This is a genomic window from uncultured Aliiroseovarius sp., from assembly GCF_947497285.1.
GTDB lineage: Bacteria > Pseudomonadota > Alphaproteobacteria > Rhodobacterales > Rhodobacteraceae > Aliiroseovarius.
This window is the reverse complement of sequence record NZ_CANMFT010000001.1, coordinates 13442-31533: the sequence shown is the minus strand read 5'-3', so window position 1 is coordinate 31533 and position 18092 is coordinate 13442. Positions and strand designations below refer to the sequence as shown.

Sequence of the window (18092 nt, the reverse complement as noted above, 5' to 3'; positions counted from 1 at the left end):
AACACGATTGGTGGCAGGTGGTGGGAAACAAGAACGCCCGCTATCCAATCAACCCAGCTTGTCTTTCACCAAGGGGCCGACTTTTCCGAAATCCATCTGACCGGTGTATTTCGCTTTCAGAATGCCCATCACCTTGCCCATATCACGAATGCTATCTGCCCCCACTTCGGCAATGGCTTCAGTGACGGCGGATTCGGCCTGGGCTTTTGACAGCTGCTTGGGCAGAAACTCTTCGATCACCTCGACTTCGGACAGTTCTTTTTCTGCCAGTTCCAAGCGTCCGCCTTCTTCATAAGCGCGTGCGCTTTCCTGACGTTGCTTCACCATTTTTCCGAGAATGGCCAAAACATCGGCGTCTGTCACCTCGACGTCTTCGCCCGTTCCGCGCATCGCGATGTCTCGATCCTTGATCGCGGCATTGATCAGCCTCAGCGTGGATAGGCGCGCGGCTTCCTTGTTCTTCATGGCGGTTTTCAGGGCGTCATTTACCCGGCTTCGCATGTCCATCGGTCTGTTCGTTCCCTTAACCTAGATGAACCTAGGAATTTAACGAAAAGGCAGGGGGCATACAACTGCGTAGAAACAAATCTAAGTCATTGAAAAATCAGCATATGTCAAAATAGGTCGTTTTACCACGCCCCCTTGACCCTAGGGGCCGGCACCACTAGTTTCGCGACAATTTGACGATCGGGAGTCGCCTAATGTCCGCTGCCACCGCTGCCACAGCTGCCACCGCCTCACACACCGGCAAACCCACCGCCTGCCTTGCATTGGCAGATGGCACCATCTTTTATGGTCAAGGTTTCGGGGCCACAGGAACAACCACCGCCGAGCTGTGTTTCAACACCGCCATGACGGGGTATCAGGAAATCATGACCGACCCGTCCTATGCCGGGCAGGTCGTCACCTTCACCTTCCCGCACATCGGCAATGTTGGCGTAAACGCGGAAGATGACGAAACCAGCGCGCCAGTGGCCGCTGGGATGGTGGTCAAATGGGATCCGACCGAGCCGTCAAACTGGCGGTCAACAGGACATCTGGTGACATGGTTGTCCCAGCAGGGCCGCATTGGCATGGGCGGTGTCGATACCCGCCGCCTGACCCGCGCCATTCGCCATCAGGGCGCACCTCATGTTGCGATTGCGCATGATCCGGAAGGCAATTTCGACATTGAGGCGTTGATCGCCCAAGCGCGGGCCTTTTCCGGACTTGAGGGTCTGGACCTTGCCAAAGACGTAACTTGCGACAAGAGCTATCGCTGGGACGAGATGCGTTGGGCGTGGCCCGACGGCTATCCCAAGCAAACCAGCCCGCGCCACAAGGTTGTGGCACTGGACTATGGCGCAAAACGCAACATTCTGCGCTGCTTGGCTTCGGCCGGTTGCGACGTGACGGTGTTGCCCGCGACCGCCACTGCGCAAGAGGTGCTGTCGCATGCCCCAGACGGCATTTTTCTGTCCAATGGTCCGGGCGACCCTGCGGCGACCGGCCAGTATGCAGTGCCGATGATCAAAGAGATCCTCGACACCACCGACCTACCAATCTTCGGGATTTGCCTAGGCCACCAGATGCTGGCGCTGGCGTTGGGCGCACGCACCATCAAGATGAACCACGGCCACCACGGCGCAAACCACCCGGTGAAGGACAACGAAACCGGCAAGGTCGAAATCACGTCGATGAACCACGGTTTTGCGGTCGATGCAGCCAGCCTTCCGGACGGTGTGATCGAAACGCATGTGTCGCTTTTCGACGGGTCGAACTGTGGTATTCGCATGGACGATCGGGCTGTTTTTTCGGTGCAGTATCACCCGGAAGCCAGCCCCGGCCCAATGGACAGCTACTATCTGTTTGAACGCTTCTCGGACGCAATGGCGGCGCGTGGCTAAATAGCCATAAAATTTGCGTAAAATTCTGGTGGCGGCTGTTTGGTTAACCAGCTGTTAACGTATCGTGCCTCATGCTCGGTCGGTCTGACTGATCAAAGAGCCCTTCGTATGTCCGCACCCTACCTGCGACTCCTCCATTCAAGCCCGAAAGGCACTGCGCGCGCGGCCCATGCGCCGCAAGTCGGACAGACCTCTGCGCTTCCAAAGACGGTCGCACAACCCGCGACACGGCGCCCGGGGCGCAAGCCGCTTGGTCAGCTGTTGGTCGAAATGGGCGCGCTTTCCCCCGAACACCTTGCGATGGCCGTGTCCTTGTCCGTGCGCGAAGATGCTCGGTTTGGTGACATCTTGCTGACCAATGGGTGGGTGCGCAAAGCCGACCTTTATGCCGCGCTGGCCTTGCAGTTCAATTGTCAGATTGCGGACTTGCGCACTGAACCGCCAGATGTGCGCCTGATCGACCGGCTGGGGGCGACCTTTTGCATCCGCAATGGGGTGGTCCCGTGGAAACAGGTCGGCGGGGCCACCATCATTATTTGTGCGCGCCCCGACGACTTCTCGCGTCTGGCAAAGGATTTTCCACCCGATTGGGGGCGCTGCTTTCTGGCCGTCGCCTCTGAGGACGACATACAGACCACGCTGGTATCGCTGCGGCACAGATCATTGGCGATGCGCGCCGAAACCCGTGTCAGCGACGCGGAAAGCTGCAGGGGTTGGCGCCGCGGATCAGTCGCGCGTTACGCTGCTGCGCTGCTTCTTAGTTTGATGGCGTTGTTCGTCGTGTCGACATTTGCGGGCTTCGTCGCGCTGACGGTCTGGGCGGTTTTGACCCTGGTGCTCAATTCCACCCTGAAAGCCGTTGCCGCCGTGCACTTCTGGCGCAAGCAAAAGACGGCGCACGTTGATTTCACCTCGGCTCGCGGCGCGCATGGGTTTTTGAAACTTCCCACCGTGTCCATTCTGGTCCCGCTTTACAAAGAGCGAGAGATCGCCGGGCGCTTGGTAAAACGGTTGGAAAAGCTTTCCTATCCGCGCGAGCTTTTGGACATCTGCCTTGTGGTCGAAGAAGACGACGTGTTGACCCAGAACACTCTGGCAAACGCGGAACTGCCGCGCTGGATGCGTCAGATCATCGTGCCACGCGGAGGGGTCAAGACCAAACCGCGCGCGATGAACTTCGCAATGGATTTCTGCCGCGGCTCGATCATCGGCGTCTATGACGCAGAAGACGCCCCAGCCCCGGACCAAATCCATAAGATCGTGCGCCGCTTTTCCGAACGCGGCCCCGACGTGGCCTGCTTGCAGGGCAAGCTCGATTTCTACAACGCGCGCAGCAACTGGTTAAGTCGTTGTTTTACTGTCGAATATGCCACTTGGTGGGGGATCGTTTTGCCGGGTGTCGCACGGGCGGGCTTTGCCATTCCGCTGGGCGGCACAACGTTGTTCTTCCGACGCGACGCGCTCGAGAAGTTGGGACGTTGGGACGCTCACAACGTGACCGAAGATGCAGACCTTGGCATCCGCCTCGCCCGCCATGGCTATCGCACCGAACTGGTCGATACGGTGACAGAAGAAGAAGCCAATTGCCGTGTCTGGCCCTGGATCAAACAGCGGTCACGCTGGATCAAGGGCTATGCCATGACCTATGGCGTGCATATGCGCCAGCCGCGCCAATTGTTGCGGGATCTGGGATGGTGGAAGTTCACCGGCTTTCAGATTCTGTTTCTGGGCAGCCTCTCGCAATTCCTGCTCGCGCCTATCCTGTGGACCTTTTGGGCGTTCCCGCTGGGCCTGCCCCACCCGCTGCGAGGGGTCGTTCCCAACGAATTGCTGATCGTGCTGGGCACGGTATTCATGGCAACTGAATTGCTGACCATCACGGTCGGCATTCAAGCGGTCAGTAACGCAAAACATCGCTGGCTCAGGTTCTGGGTGCCGACGCTCCATTTCTATTACCCACTGGCGTCATTGGCGGCGATGAAGGGATTTGTCGAGATTGTGACCAAGCCGTTTTACTGGGACAAGACCCAGCATGGGGAATTTGACGACGCGCCGCAGGTGCCGGTCATTCACCCGCCATCGAATCCAGCTTGATCCGCGTCTCAAACGCTTTTGAGATATGCGCCTTGAGCGCGTCGTGGGCAGCGACCTTATCGCGCGCCTCGATCGCGGCAACGATGGCATCATGTTCAGCGATGGCTTTTTCGCTGCGTCCTTCAGCGGCCAGCGACGTCGTGGCAAGCAGCGCCATGGTCCTATGAACCAGATCAAGCTGCTGCACCAGATAGCGATTGTGCGATGCAAGGTGCAATTGCTTGTGAAAGCGGCGGTTTGAACGCGACAAAGCGGCGGGGTCCGACAGGCGGGTGCGGTCCTCTTCCACCATCTCGCGCAGGACCCGGATTTCCTCGGGCGCGGCGTGTTGAGCGGCAAGCGATGCTGCAAGCCCTTCCAGTTCGGCGCGCACGACATAAAGCTCTGCCAGTTGGTTGTGACTGAGCGATGCGACGATCAGACTACGTCCATCGCGCGCCAAAAGAGACTGCGTCTCAAGCCGCTGCAGGGCTTCACGGATAGGGGTGCGCGACACTCCGAAACGGTCAGCCAGTTCGCTTTCTACCAACCTGTCTCCGGGCTTGTAGGTGCCCATGTCTATCGCGTCCAGGATCAGCTCGTAGGCGTCCTTTTGTCCCTGTTTGACCTCTGCCACCGTTCCCTCGTCCTTTGTTGGCTTTTTGATCCGCTATCCTAAGCACGCAAGCGCTTGCAAGGCAAACCGGAAGCCCGTGCCTTGGTGTCGCACAACGGCGGCAGATGCATTTCCACACTTTCTTCCCACCGCCAAGAAGAGTAGCGTCGCGCCATGGTTGCCGATCGCTTTTCCCATGTCAGCGCCTGGGTCTTTGACCTGGACAACACGCTTTACCCGCCACATGCGCGCCTGTTCGATCAGATCGAAATTCGCATGACCAACTGGGTCATGCAGGCGCTTGGCGTTGACCGCCACCAAGCGGATCGCTTGCGCCTGCATTACTGGAAGACCTACGGCACGACACTTGCGGGATTGATGCGTGAACATGGGGTCGACCCCGGCCCCTATCTAACCGATGTTCATGACATCTCGATGGACCATCTGGAGGTTGACGCGGCGCTGGCTGACCACATCCGGTCCTTGCCCGGTCGCAAGATCGTCTACACCAACGGCTCGGCGCCTTATGCTGAACGCGTTTTGGCCGCGCGCGGCCTGTCCGGGCTGTTTGACGCGGTCTATGGCGTCGAACACGCCGATTTCCATCCCAAACCCGATCGGGCGGCTTTCGACAAGGTATTTGCGCGCGATGGTCTGACACCGCAATTGGCCGCCATGTTCGAAGATGATCCGCGTAATCTGTCGGTGCCACATGCGCTTGGCATGCGCACCGTGCATGTCGCGCCGGACCCTGACCCGGCCGCACATATTCATCACCACACCGCTGACCTGACTGACTTTCTACGCCAGCTTGTTGACGCCGCCTGCCCTGATACGGAAGATTGACCCATGACGGACTACACCGCTGACATTTTCATCTCGGGTGGCGGCATCGCAGGTCAGGTGACTGCGGCCGCCTTCGCCGAGGCCGGGTTCACGGTCGTGATGGCAGACCCATTTGTCCCGGTCACCCGCGCAACAGATGACGCATCCGATCTGCGGTCGACTGCTTTTCTAAGGCCCGCACGGCAGCTTTTTGACCGGATTGGGCTGTGGCCGCTTCTGGCCCCTCATGCCAAACCGCTCGACCAGCTTGCGGTGATTGACACGACCGGCTGGCCCCCCGAAATTCGCGACCGCCGCGTGTTCCAGTCCGACGACATGGGCGACGAACCCTTCGGCTGGAACTTGATGAATTGGGTGGTCCGACGCGAGATCTGGAGCTACCTCCAACAGCAAGACCGGATCGAAGCGCTTTACGGTGCGGGCTTTCGTAGCATCGTGCAGCGCACCAGCGAAATTTTCGTGACACTGACCAATGGTGACCGCGTTCGCGCGCGTATGGGGATCGCCGCTGATGGCAAGTTCTCGCCGCTGCGCGAGGCTGCAGGGATCACGGTTTCCACCACCCGCTATGGTCAGAAGTCTCTGGCCTTCACGGTGACCCATGACCTGCCACACGACAATATCTCGACCGAGATTTACAACGCTGGTGGCCCATTCACCATTGTCCCCCTGCCCGATATCGACGGCATGAACGCTTCGGCCATTGTTTGGATGAACGAAGGGCCGCGCGCGGTTGAACTGATGCAGATGGACATTGCAGCGTTCGAGGACGCGATGTTTACCCGCTCGACCGGGCTGTTGGGGCGCATGCACCTGAAAGGCAATCGGTCGATTTGGCCGATCATCACCCAGACCGCAGATGCGCTGGTCGCGGGTCGTATCGCCGTTGTCGCCGAGGCCGCCCACGCGCTGCCTCCGATCGGCGCGCAGGGGCTGAACACCTCGCTGAACGACGTCATCGCCCTGCTTGAAATCGCAGAACGCTCAGGCCAAGCCCTTGGCGACCCGGCCATGATGCGCGCCTATGAACAGGCGCGCGCAAGCGACATCTCACGCAGGGCGCGCGTGATTGACCTGTTCAACCGGGTCACCCGGTCCAGCGATGGCGTTATGCAAGCCGTGCGTCTGATCGGTCTGAAAACAGTGCATGACGTATCACCGATGCGGCGCAAGGTGATGCGGGCAGGGTTGGGTCCAAACTGACACGACCCTGCGACATGCTGACGCTATGCCGGGATGTCGCATTCCGCCCAGCCTGCTCTTGACGATAAAGCGCCTTACGCTGCGAATAGGAGAAACGCGACATGGCAAGTGAACAGACCCCCGAAATGAAAGCTGCGGAAGCCCGCGGTGAACGCAACGCCTTCATCATCTTTGGCGTGATCATTGCCGCCCTGTTGGGTGGTTTTCTAACCTTGGGCGTGTTGGGCGTCGGGCTTGTAGCGCTGGCGACCGTCCCGGTGATCTATCTGCTTTTGGTGCTGATGGCCGGCGGCAAAGGCTGACCCAGCCTGTCAAAGACGGCGCGCAGGGTATCCCCGCGCGCCTTCTGATCAAAGCACTTTCGACAGAACGGCATCCAGACGCGCGACACTAGCGTCCACGTCATACAGCTTGTCGAGGCCGAACAGCCCCAGCCGGAAGCTGGAATAATCGTCCCCTTCGTCGCACATCAGCGGCACACCGGCGGCGATTTGAACCCCTTCGGCGGCAAAGGGTTTGCCTGCTTTGATATCCGGGTCGGACGTATAGGCCACAACGACCCCTGGTGCCGTGAACCCATCCGCTGCGACGGATTTCACGCCTTTCGACGCCAGCAATTCGCGCACCCGGCGACCCTGTTCCCATTGCGCATCGCGAAGCTTGTCAAAGCCGTATTCCTTGGTCTCCAGCATCGTGTCGCGGAAGGCGCGCAGGGCATCCGTGGGCATCGTCGCGTGGTAGGCATGGCCTCCGCCCTCATACGCCTCCATGATGGATAGCCATTTGCCCAGGTCCACCGCGAACGAGGTCGAGGTCGCCTGTTTCGCCAGATCGCGGGCGGTTTCGTTCATCATCACCAGCCCGGCAGAGGGCTGCGCCGACCACCCCTTTTGCGGAGCCGAGATCAGCACATCGACGCCGGTCGCCTTCATATCGACCCACGCACAGCCGGATGCGATGCAATCCAGAACGAAGATACCGCCTACTGCATGCACGGCGTCCGCGACGGCTTTCAGATAATCATCCGGCAGGATCATACCGCTTGCAGTTTCCACATGCGGGGCGAAGACCACGTCGGGGCGTTCGTCCTTGATACGCGCGACAACCTCGTCAATCGGGGCGGGGGCGAAGGGGGCATCAGGCGCATTGCCGACGCGGCGGGCCTTCATCACGGTTTCGTCTGACGGGATCGCGCCCATCTCGAAAATCTGGCTCCATCGGAAGGAAAAGAAGCCGTTGCGGATAACCATCGCACGCTTGCCGGTGGCAAACTGGCGCGCGACGGCTTCCATCGCGTAGGTGCCGCCACCGGGCACGACGGCCACGGCGTCTGCGTTGTAAACCTCTTTCAAGATGGACGAGATGTCGTTCATCACGCCCTGAAAAGCCGCCGACATGTGATTCAGCGACCGATCGGTGAACACCACCGAGAATTCCAGCATTCCATCCGGGTCAATATCAGGCAAAAGGGCTTTCATGGCAGGCTCCGTTCAATGGTTCCACGTTGGACGCAGCGTGGCCCAAATCGGTCCGGTTTGGAAGGTATCAAATCGGACCCATCCGACGTTCTTCGGACAAAAGCACATTGGCCTCGACATCCCCCACACCGGGCAGAGTCATGATCCGGCGTCTGAGCACCCGTTCGAAATCGGCAATGTCGCGGGCCACCACGCGCAGGCGATAATCATACATGCCCAGCACGTGTTCGACGGTCTGCACTTCGGGAATGGCGGACACCGCGCGTTCGAAATCCTCAAGACTGACGCGGCCCTTGGTGGCCAGTTTCACGCCCAGAAAAACCGCCACTCCAAAGCCCAAAGCCTCGCGGTCCAGATCCAGCCGTCGCCCGGCAAGGACCCCGTGATCGGTCAACCGCTTGATCCGGCGCCATGTCGCGGGTTGGCTAAGCCCAACATCACGCCCCAACGCGCCTGCCGATTGCGTGGCATCCTCAGACAAGGCCCGCAAAAGGGCGCGGTCGGTGTCATCAAGGTCGATCATAGCGGCAAAGCCTCGTCTGATTTGATCCGGGCCACGTGCATCAGGGCTTCGATATCGGCGATATGTGGCAAGGCAAGCAACTGGTCGCGATAGATCGCCTGATAATCCGCCATGTCGCGCGCGATCACCGACAGGCGCACGTCGACGCGACCCAGAAAGGTCTGGATCTCGATCACTTCGCGAATGTCACGCGCGGCCTCGATGAACTCGTCAAATGCCCGCGCCTGTGTTTTGTCCAGCGTGATGCGCAGGCTGACCTCAACCGTGTAGCCCAAGGCGCGCCAGTTGATGACGGCGCGCGGGCCGCGCAGGATGTTCTGGTCGCGCAATCGTTCAATTCGACGCGTCAGGCGCGCTGGGGACATACCGGTAAGGCTTGCCAGGTCTGGCACGGCCATCATCGGATCGGCCTGCATCTGTCTAAGAATGCGTCTATCGGTGTCATCAAGCATGATTTTCTCACTATCACCCATATTGGCGAATTAAAACGATCAATATTGGTGTGAATTTCATGCTATCCGATCTCGTCACCATGGACGGCTCCCCTATGATGCCCGGCAGAACGAAACTCATGCAAGGAGCGCCCGATATGCGCGTCTATTACGATCGCGATTGCGACATCAACCTGATCAAAGACAAAAAAGTAGCCATTCTGGGCTATGGCAGCCAAGGCCACGCGCACGCGCTCAACCTGCGCGACTCCGGCGCCAAGAACCTCGTGGTTGCCCTGCGTGAAGGCTCTGCCTCGGCCAAAAAAGCCGCCGCTGAAGGCCTTGAAGTCATGGACATCGCCGAAGCAGCCGCTTGGTGCGACCTGATCATGTTCACCATGCCCGACGAACTTCAGGCCGAGACCTATAAGAAATACGTTCACGACAACATCAAGCCGGGTGCGGCAATTGCATTTGCCCACGGCCTGAACGTGCATTTCGGTTTGATCGAGCCGAAAGAAGGCATCGACGTCATCATGATGGCCCCCAAAGGCCCCGGTCATACCGTGCGCGGCGAATACCAAAAAGGCGGCGGCGTGCCCTGCCTTGTGGCTGTGAACACGGACGCCACCGGCAAAGCGCTGGAAATCGGCCTGTCCTATTGCTCGGCCATCGGTGGCGGGCGTTCGGGCATCATCGAAACCAACTTCCGCGAAGAATGCGAAACTGACCTGTTTGGCGAACAAGCCGTTCTGTGCGGTGGTATCGTTGAACTGATCCGTTGCGGTTTCGAGACTCTCGTCGAAGCTGGCTACGCGCCTGAAATGGCGTATTTTGAGTGTCTGCACGAAACCAAGCTGATCGTGGACCTGATCTATGAAGGCGGCATCGCGAACATGGATTACTCGATCTCGAACACCGCAGAATACGGCCAATATGTCACCGGCCCACGCATTCTGCCGTATGAAGCCACCAAGAAGGCCATGAAAGAAAGCCTTGCCGACATCCAAAGCGGCAAATTTGTGCGCGACTTCATGTTGGAAAACGCTGTTGGTCAACCGACCATCAAGGCCTCGCGTCGTGCCAATGACGAGCATGAGATCGAGGTTGTCGGCAAGAAGCTGCGCGACATGATGCCTTGGATCTCGGCCGGCAAGATGGTCGACAAAGAAAAGAACTGATCTTTGATCAACAGGCGCGGTGGGTTGCAATCCTATTGCGCATAAGATCAGGTGGGGCGTCGAATTACGGCGCCCCTTCTTTTTTCGCTGCACGAGCGTTGACATGACTGACCAACCAACCCGCCGTGACTGGGGCGGCGTGATATCTCTTGGCCTGATTTGGGGCGCGACCTTCATGGTCGTGTCCATCGCACTTGAGGGTTATGGCCCTCTAACCGTCGCTGCCGCTCGCACGGCATTGGGGGCGGCGGCATTGTTGGTGGCAATGATGGCAACTGGGCGCAGCATTCCGCGGTTTGACCGCGCGCTTTGGTCGTCGGTCATTTGGGTCGGCGTTCTGTCCACCGCCTTGCCCTTCACGTTGCTTAGTTGGGGCCAGCAATATGTCCCGTCCGCGTTCGCTGGGCTGTCGATGGCGGCGTTGCCTTTGATGGTGCTGCCGCTGGCGCATTTCTTCTCTGACGAAAAGCTGAATGGGCGCAAGTTCTTGGGGGTTCTTATTGGCTTCACCGGCGCGCTGGTGTTGATCGGGCCGGGGCTTGCAGCGCTTGGTCAGGGCAAAGAGCCACTGGCGCAGCTTGCCTGCCTTGCCGCCTCGTTCAGCTATGCGGTCTCATCCGTGCAAACCCGCCGTTGCCCGCCAATTGATCCTTTGACCCTTGCCGCTCTGACCCTTGCGGTGGGCGCAGTCATCTTGTTGCCTGCCATGCTGGTGGTCGAAGGGATTCCCCGCTGGGAGGGCGCGCGATCCGGCTTTGCCATCATCGCGCTGGGTCTAGTGCCAACCGCCTTGGCGGCGCTGCTGCGTGTGGCGACGATCCGGTCGGCGGGCTCGGTCTTTATGACGCTGGTGAATTACCAGGTGCCGGTCTGGTCGATGGTCTTCGGCGCATGGGTTCTGAGCGAAGCCCTGCCTTTGCGGTTCTTCTTCGCGCTCGCATTGATCCTGACCGGGCTGGCCATCAGCCAGTGGGTAAGCTTGCGCAAGTTGCTTCCGTGGAAATCTGCACGCGCCTAGCGCGCGGCCGCTTCAACCTCTGCAACAATACCGTCGACGACCTGCGTCAGCAGCACATCATCTTCGCTTTCCGCCATCACGCGGATCAGGGGTTCTGTGCCAGATTTTCGAATCAACAGACGACCCTGCCCATCGAGTTTGCGTTCTGCGTCGGCAATCGCGGCCTTGACGTTGTCATCCTCCAACGGAGCTTGCCCTTCGCCATAGCGTACGTTCTTCAACAGCTGTGGCACGGTGTCGAACACCTTGCACAACTCTGACGCTGGTTTGCCGGTTTCAACCATGCAAGCCAGAAATTGCAAGCCAGCCAACAACCCATCGCCGGTCGTGGCATAATCGGTCATCACGATATGGCCTGATTGCTCTCCTCCCAGATTGAAGCCGCCGCCTCGCATGGCCTCGACCACGTGGCGATCGCCAACCTTGGTGCGCACAAGGTCCAACCCCTTGGCGGCCATGTGTCGTTCCAGTCCGAGGTTTGACATCACCGTGGCAACCAGAGCGCCACCCTTCAGGCGACCTTCATCCGCCCAATGGCTGGCAAACAGCGCCATGATCTGATCCCCGTCGGCCACCTGACCCTTTTCGTCAATGACCATGATCCGATCCGCATCACCGTCAAGGCAGATGCCCAAATCCGCCCCGGTTTCAACCACAGTTCTTGCGGCAAGGGCGGTGTCGGTGGACCCGCACCCTTTGTTGATATTGGTGCCATCAGGGCTGACCCCAACCGGCACGATATCGGCCCCCAGTTCCCACAGGGTTTCTGGCGCAGTGCGATAGGCCGCCCCGTTGGCACAATCGATCACCACTTTGATGCCCGTAAGCCGTCGGTTTTCCGGGAATGTGGTTTTCAGGTATTCGGTATAGCGCATCCGCCCTTCGTCGATCCGTTTCGCGCGCCCGATATTGTGGGCCTGAACGGGTGTCACACCGTCATGGACCAAGCGTTCAATCTCAGCTTCGGCTTCATCTGAAAGCTTGAACCCGTCGGGGCCGAAAAACTTGATGCCATTGTCATGGAACGGGTTGTGAGAGGCCGAGATCATGATCCCCAAATCCGCCCGCATCGAATGCGTCAGTCGCCCCACCGCAGGGGTCGGAACCGGTCCCAGCAACAGCACGTTCATACCTGTCGAGGTCAATCCCGCCGTCAGGGCATTTTCCAGCATATAGCCCGACAGGCGCGTGTCCTTGCCGATCACCACGCGGTGCCCGTTCGATCCATCGCGGCGAAAGTGTCGGCCCGCTGCCGCACCCAGTTTCAGTGCCATCTCGGCTGTCATCGGCCATTTGTTGGCCAAGCCGCGCACGCCATCTGTTCCGAAGAGTTTCTTTACCACCGCTCAATCACCTTTTTCCATAATCGCCTGTTGCAAGCGAATTGCCTGCCGGGTCTCGACTGTGTCGTGGACCCTTAGGATATGTGCGCCCTGCTCGATCCCATGAAGCGCGACGGCCAGCGAGCCGGCCATCCGATCCTTGGCGTCTTCTGCCTGCCCAATTGTGCCGATGAACCGCTTGCGCGAAACGCCCAGCAGGACAGGCAGACCGAGGTCGTGTAACAGCGACAGGTTCCTGAGCAAAGTCACATTGTGTTCCAAAGTCTTACCAAACCCAATGCCCGGGTCTAAGATAATACGTTCCAGGTTGACCCCGCACTGGGTTGCAAACGCAATGCGGTCTTCCAAAAAGGTCAACACATCAAACAACACGTCATCATAGCGCGGATTGTCCTGCATCGTGTCGGGCTGCCCCTGCGCATGCATCAGGCACACCGGCACATCGCGTTCGGCCACAAGGTCGGCCAGTTCGGGGTCAAAAGTGAAGGCCGCGACGTCGTTAACCATGTCCGCACCTGCATCCAGAGCGGCTTCGGCCACCCGAGCTTTGCGCGTATCGATCGAGATTGGGGTCGTGATCCCCTCTGCCCGGATCGCCTCGATCACCAGGGCTGTGCGGCGGATTTCTTCTTTGATGGGCACCTCTTGCGCGCCCGGGCGGGTGCTTTCTCCGCCGATATCAAGGATATCTGCATCTTGCGCCATCGCGCGGGCCCGCGCGACCGCAGCGGCAAGTGTGGCATGGTCCCCACCATCTGAAAAACTGTCGGGCGTGACGTTCAACACACCCATCACGCGCGGCCGGTCCAGCCCCAATCCGCACACGTCGGCACGGGGCGCGGACAGTCGTTTAATGGTGGCATGCGGGCAGTCGGACAGAGCGACCCGCCGAGGCGCAGTCGAGCGTTCACGCAGCAAAACCTCGTCAAACCAAATCTGACCAGATCCCGCCAACGCACAGCCCGCATAGGGCAGGCCATGACGCGGCAGGGGGTGCGTGCGCGCCGTCACGGTGCATCCACCAACTGGCGCGACATGACCGGAATAGGCGACAAGGCGGGGGCGTCGTGACCAATCACGATCAGCATCTCGGCCTGCATATGGGCTGCAAACCAGACCGCCAGTTCCAAAGGCGCCGCGCTTGCAGGGCCTTCAACGGCGTCCAGCACCAGTTTTGACGGCGCCCAAACGCTGATCTGACCGTTGTTCATACCCCAGTCAAGTTCGGTCCGGGTTTCGACGACAACGCATCGCGCGTCGCGCGCCGCCAGTCGCCACGCCATCTGTTCGGTCGACAGAAGATCTATACGCGCTGCCGGCCCGGAAAGCGGCGTGGTAGCTGTTGGCGGCTCAGCCCCTTCGACGCATAATATGGCGGGGCGCGCGCCCTGTTCGAGCCGGTCCAAAAACCCGCCCAAATCGGGGCTGTTCACCGCCGCCCTGTCCAAAAGCACCACCATGGGGTGCTTCACCTCGTCCGCCTGATCTGTGGCAGTGCCTGCCACGGCACGGTGACGCACGATCTCGACCCCTAATGTGCCGGACCCCCGGTCCAGCTTCTCAATCCGCACAAACACCCGCAGGGGCTGAGGTTCACGTAAAATGCGGTCGGCAATTCGTTCCGCCAGCGTTTCCAGAAGGTTCAACCGTTCGGCAGCCAATTCGGCGGCTATGGCATCGGTGATCGTATCATAGGAAAGGATATCATCGACATCATCTGTCGCGGCTCCATCACTTGGGGCGACCTCGACGACGACGCTGAAACGCACCCGCTGGGTTGTATCCCGCTCGGACTGAAACGCGCCGATTTCGACCTCGACAACGTGATCGCGCACCGAAATGCGGTCAGGCGGATTGGTCGCGTCAACCTCGGCCGCGGCGCGCTGTGCCAGTGGCGCGAAGGCTATGGCGGTTTCGTCGCTCATCGGTGGCCCTCATACAGAATGACAGCACAATGCCCCGCCGCACGCAGGCTTGACCAGCGCAAAGCGACATCACCGAGGCAATGGCGGCTAAGTTTAGCCGGGGAAGCGATAGAAACGGTGAACACCGATATTGGCCGTCTTAGTCAGGCGATTGGCCCAATTCGGCAGAACAGCCGTCGTGTGATAGTGGGTCGCACCGGCGGTCAGCTGCCGTGTCGCGCCGTCGATCATGGCGCGTGCGATCTTTCCGACACGCGCAAAAGCGCGCGGTTCGTGAATGGCCTCTTCGCGCCCGTCACAGGTATAGGTGAACTGGCAGGCGTATTTGCGCCCCGTGCCCTGGTTGATGACACCGCAGACAGAATTCGGGAATCGAGGATGATCGACACGGTTCAGGATGACTTCGGCCACAGCAAACTGCCCTTTGACAGTTTCGCCACGCGCTTCGAAATACAGCGCCTCTGCAAGGCAGCTCCATTCGGGATCGCGTTCAGGCGCCGGTTGCGACGCCAACCATTCCAAAGAATAGTTGATCGCATTGGCTTGGTCTGACGTCGTAGGAAGCTTGGCCATCGAGGCAAGACGCGCGCCCGGCATCGCCCCAAACCCCGCACGGTCTTGAAGTAAAAGCGCTCCGAACGGGTTGGCATTCCCTTCGGCCGAAGCTGGAAGCCCTGCAAGGCCAACGCCCAGCGTGACAAGAGCCGGCGCAAGCAGGCGCAGCAATTCTCGTTTCATCAAAACAACCCCCAGTCCCGAAAACAATCGGTTTACAAGGCGTCGGAATACGAAAAATTTGCCTCTGCGTCCAGACCAGCGGGCTGGGCGATGTGGTTCAAAACGCCGCATCTTGCCAGAATTCGCGCAGCGGAAACTGAAAAACCCTTTTGGATCAATCGTCTTGCGGGCTTTCAGCGCCTTGTGCCTCGATCGCCAGCTGGGCGGCGGCGAGACGCGCAATCGGCACCCTGAAGGGCGAGCAAGAGACATAGTCATACCCTGCATCGCGACAGAATCGGATCGATTCCGGGTTGCCGCCATGTTCGCCACAAATCGAAAGCGTCAGGTTCGGATTTTCGGCGCGCCCACGTGTGGCGCCCATTTCTAACAACTCACCCACGCCATCGGTATCCAGCATGTGAAACGGGTCTTCCTTGTAGACGCCCTGCGCCACGTATTCCCCCATGAAACGGCCCGCGTCATCACGCGACAGGCCATAGGTCATTTGGGTCAGGTCATTGGTGCCAAACGACATGAAAGAGGCATGCTGCGCAATTTCGGCAGCCCTGAGCGCCGCGCGAGGTGTTTCCACCATGACCCCAAGGCGGTAGGTGAAATTGGACCCATGCTCAATACGCACCTCGGCGGCGACGGCGTCAATCCGGGCTTTCACGATCTCGACCTCGCGCTTGGCGGAAACCAGCGGGATCATGATCTCGGGCACGACGGGATCGCCGGATATCGAGGCTTCAATGGTGGCCTCGAAGATTGCGCGGGCCTGCATGTCATAGATTTCGGGCACAGTCACGCCAAGGCGCACCCCGCGCATACCCAGCATCGGATTGAACTCGCGCAGGCCCGACACCCGGCGTTCGACATCGCGCAGCGGCAGATCAAGGGCCTCTGCTAGCTCTCGCAATCCTTCGCGCCCATGCGGCAAAAACTCGTGCAAAGGCGGGTCGAACAAGCGAATGCAAACCGGCAACCCCTGCATGATCTTGAAAAGCTCGGTAAAGTCATCACGCTGCATTGGCAGCAGGCGGTCCAGCGCGGCGCGGCGGTCTTTGGAATGGTCCGCAAAGATCATTTCGCGCATCGCCAGAAGGCGGTCGTCGTCGATGAACATATGCTCGGTCCGGCACAGGCCGATCCCTTCGGCAGCGAACATTCGCGCGTTGCGGGCGTCTGGTGGGCTGTCTGCATTGGCGCGCACACCCATGTCGCGGAACTCATCCGCCCATGCCATAAGCGTTTGAAACCCTTCACCCAATTCAGGCGGAAGCATTTCGACCTCGCCGACAAGCGCTTCGCCCAAAGTGCCATCGATGCTGATCACGTCGCCGTCTTCGAACACCCGACCTTCGGCTGTTTCAAGTCGTCCCTTCCGTTCATCCACAGTCAGATTCTGCGCGCCGACAACGCATGGCAACCCAAGGCCACGCGCGATCACTGCGGCGTGGCTGGTGATCCCGCCGCGAACGGTCAGAATGCCCTTGGCGGCGTGCATCCCGCGGATATCCTCGGGACTGGTTTCGCGCCGAACGAGGATACAGTTTTCCCCCTGCGCCGCCATCGCCTGAGCCGCCCGTGCGTTGAAGACAATCTTGCCGGTGGCTGCGCCGGGACTGGCTGCAATCCCCTGCGCAAAGCGATCGCGTTTGCCATTGGGGTTGATCTGGCTGTGCAGCAGTTCAGTCAAGGCGCGCGGCGGGATACGCATCACCGCGTCTGCACGCGAAATGAACCCATCCTCTGCCAGCGAAACGGCAATGCGAACATTCGCCCGTTCGCTACGCGCGACCCGCACAGCATCAAGAATAAAAAGCTGTTCGTTGTCGATGGCAAACTCGATCTCCATCTCTTCGCGGAGCCGCGCGCGGCACAGATCGCCATATTGCAACAGCGCCGCAAAGCTTTCCGGCAACACCTCTTCGATCGACCTGCCGCGTGCATCTTTCGTCAGATACATGACATCGCGATCCTCGGCGCTTGCAATGGCGTCACGCCCCTGACTTTTACACAGGTATCGCCCGCGAATTTCGCGCCGTCCGGTTTGCCCATTGACGAATTGGATCACGCCAGAGCCGCAGATCCCCTGCCCCACACCAAGCGCCATCTTCTGCACCACAAGACCCAACCCGGCATCGGCTGGCGCTCCCTTGGCTTCACGCAGCAGACGTGCCGTTGTGCCTTCCCACGCGCGCGCCATCGAGCGCAGAATCTCGGCCAGTTGTTCCTTGGGATCTTGCGGAAAATAGTCGTCGGTTTCTTCTTCATAGAGCTCAAGTGCAGCGCGCAACGCATCCGCAGATGGGGTCGAGAACGTCTCGAACTCATCCGGGTCCAGCCGCCCCACATGCACCGCGTAGGATTGAATAAACCGCAAATACAGCGCGTTGGCCGCCGCTTCGCCATGCGATTTCACCAGCTTGGCGTGCACGGCATCATTCATGCCAATGTTCAGAATGGCCCCCGGCCCGCCCCAATCCGGGTCTTCCGACGATGGGCGCACCGACACCAGCGGATCAGGACCAAACAGCGCCAACATGGCATCAAGGTCGGGCATATCCCCGGCCGAAACACCGTGCACCGCATCGAAGCCAAGCGCGACTGTGCGCGGCACGGGCATATCGAGCCGGATCAGCCGCTGCAGGCATTTCGCCCGCCCCCCGTGGCGCGCGTTTTCGATCACCGCTGTGGGTGTGATTTCCGTGAACGCCATTGCACCTGGTTTCTGCACTGCAGCACCGCCTTTCGTCCCACACAATACCGCGCAAACCGTATCGCACAAGGTTTACATGGCGAACGGTCACACGTTCTGTCTGTGGTCTGTGGCAGCGCAGTCGTCA

17 protein-coding genes are annotated in these 18092 nt (G+C 59.7%); 7 read left to right on the top strand and 10 right to left on the bottom strand.

The features are described from left to right. Positions 1-48: 48 nt before the first annotated feature. Entirely contained in the window at positions 49-507 is a 459-nt protein-coding gene (locus tag Q0864_RS00140; RefSeq protein ID WP_298564887.1) for a GatB/YqeY domain-containing protein, read from the bottom strand. 194 nt (positions 508-701) lie between these two features. On the opposite strand from Q0864_RS00140, the gene carA reads away from it, so the two are divergent. Further along, positions 702-1886, top strand: coding sequence for a glutamine-hydrolyzing carbamoyl-phosphate synthase small subunit (carA, locus tag Q0864_RS00135; protein ID WP_298564884.1), 1185 nt, complete (start codon positions 702-704; stop codon positions 1884-1886). Between the two features lie 108 nt (positions 1887-1994). Continuing rightward, positions 1995-3980, top strand: coding sequence for a glycosyltransferase family 2 protein (locus tag Q0864_RS00130; RefSeq protein WP_298564881.1), 1986 nt, complete (start codon positions 1995-1997; stop codon positions 3978-3980). Here the strand turns inward: Q0864_RS00130 and Q0864_RS00125 are convergent. Next, the gene (locus tag Q0864_RS00125; protein WP_298564879.1) at positions 3952-4596 is read right to left on the bottom strand and encodes a GntR family transcriptional regulator; all 645 of its coding nucleotides are present in this window, start codon (positions 4594-4596) and stop codon (positions 3952-3954) included. The genes Q0864_RS00130 and Q0864_RS00125 overlap by 29 nt on opposite strands. A gap of 153 nt (positions 4597-4749) precedes the next feature. Between Q0864_RS00125 and Q0864_RS00120 the strand changes: the two genes are divergently transcribed. The 3 genes from Q0864_RS00120 to Q0864_RS00110 all read left to right on the top strand — a co-directional run bounded on the left by Q0864_RS00120 (position 4750) and on the right by Q0864_RS00110 (position 6926). Then, the gene (locus Q0864_RS00120; RefSeq protein ID WP_298564876.1) at positions 4750-5421 is read left to right on the top strand and encodes a pyrimidine 5'-nucleotidase; all 672 of its coding nucleotides are present in this window, start codon (positions 4750-4752) and stop codon (positions 5419-5421) included. Positions 5422-5424: 3 nt separating this feature from the next. After that, positions 5425-6624 (top strand): FAD-dependent monooxygenase, encoded by a 1200-nt coding sequence (locus Q0864_RS00115; RefSeq protein WP_298564874.1) that lies wholly within the window; start codon positions 5425-5427, stop codon positions 6622-6624. A 101-nt stretch (positions 6625-6725) separates the two neighbouring features. Beyond that, complete coding sequence (locus Q0864_RS00110; protein ID WP_298564872.1) at positions 6726-6926, top strand: hypothetical protein; 201 nt, start codon at positions 6726-6728, stop codon at positions 6924-6926. A gap of 48 nt (positions 6927-6974) precedes the next feature. Here the strand turns inward: Q0864_RS00110 and Q0864_RS00105 are convergent, their stop codons facing one another. From Q0864_RS00105 to Q0864_RS00095, 3 genes are all read right to left on the bottom strand, one after another. Continuing rightward, on the bottom strand, positions 6975-8102 hold the full coding sequence (locus Q0864_RS00105; protein WP_298564870.1) for an aminotransferase class V-fold PLP-dependent enzyme: 1128 nt from the start codon (positions 8100-8102) through the stop codon (positions 6975-6977). 67 nt (positions 8103-8169) lie between these two features. Next, positions 8170-8625 (bottom strand): Lrp/AsnC family transcriptional regulator, encoded by a 456-nt coding sequence (locus Q0864_RS00100; RefSeq protein ID WP_298564868.1) that lies wholly within the window; start codon positions 8623-8625, stop codon positions 8170-8172. Then, complete coding sequence (locus Q0864_RS00095; RefSeq protein WP_298564865.1) at positions 8622-9077, bottom strand: Lrp/AsnC family transcriptional regulator; 456 nt, start codon at positions 9075-9077, stop codon at positions 8622-8624. Before Q0864_RS00095 ends, Q0864_RS00100 begins: the two co-directional genes overlap by 4 nt. 137 nt (positions 9078-9214) lie before the next feature. On the opposite strand from Q0864_RS00095, the gene ilvC reads away from it, so the two are divergent. Next, positions 9215-10237, top strand: a complete 1023-nt coding sequence (gene ilvC / locus Q0864_RS00090) for a ketol-acid reductoisomerase (protein WP_298564863.1) — start codon at positions 9215-9217, stop codon at positions 10235-10237. A 103-nt stretch (positions 10238-10340) separates the two neighbouring features. Further along, entirely contained in the window at positions 10341-11255 is a 915-nt protein-coding gene (locus tag Q0864_RS00085; protein WP_298564860.1) for a DMT family transporter, read from the top strand. Here the strand turns inward: Q0864_RS00085 and glmM are convergent. The 5 genes from glmM to ppdK form a co-directional block, all read right to left on the bottom strand. Next, positions 11252-12598: a phosphoglucosamine mutase gene (gene glmM, locus Q0864_RS00080; protein WP_298564857.1), complete on the bottom strand. Its 1347-nt coding sequence runs from the start codon at positions 12596-12598 to the stop codon at positions 11252-11254. The two genes, Q0864_RS00085 and glmM, sit on opposite strands and share 4 nt — an antisense overlap. A 3-nt stretch (positions 12599-12601) precedes the next feature. Continuing rightward, positions 12602-13609 (bottom strand): dihydropteroate synthase, encoded by a 1008-nt coding sequence (gene folP, locus Q0864_RS00075; RefSeq protein ID WP_298564854.1) that lies wholly within the window; start codon positions 13607-13609, stop codon positions 12602-12604. Further along, positions 13606-14523, bottom strand: a complete 918-nt coding sequence (locus Q0864_RS00070; protein WP_298564851.1) for a dihydroneopterin aldolase — start codon at positions 14521-14523, stop codon at positions 13606-13608. The genes folP and Q0864_RS00070 overlap by 4 nt, the downstream gene beginning before the upstream one ends. A 93-nt stretch (positions 14524-14616) precedes the next feature. Further along, a complete protein-coding gene (locus Q0864_RS00065; RefSeq protein WP_298564849.1) occupies positions 14617-15261 on the bottom strand; it encodes a cell wall hydrolase in 645 nt (214 codons plus the stop codon). A 154-nt stretch (positions 15262-15415) separates the two neighbouring features. Further along, a complete protein-coding gene (gene ppdK / locus Q0864_RS00060) occupies positions 15416-17965 on the bottom strand; it encodes a pyruvate, phosphate dikinase (RefSeq protein WP_298566127.1) in 2550 nt (849 codons plus the stop codon). Between the last annotated feature and the right edge of the window lie 127 nt (positions 17966-18092).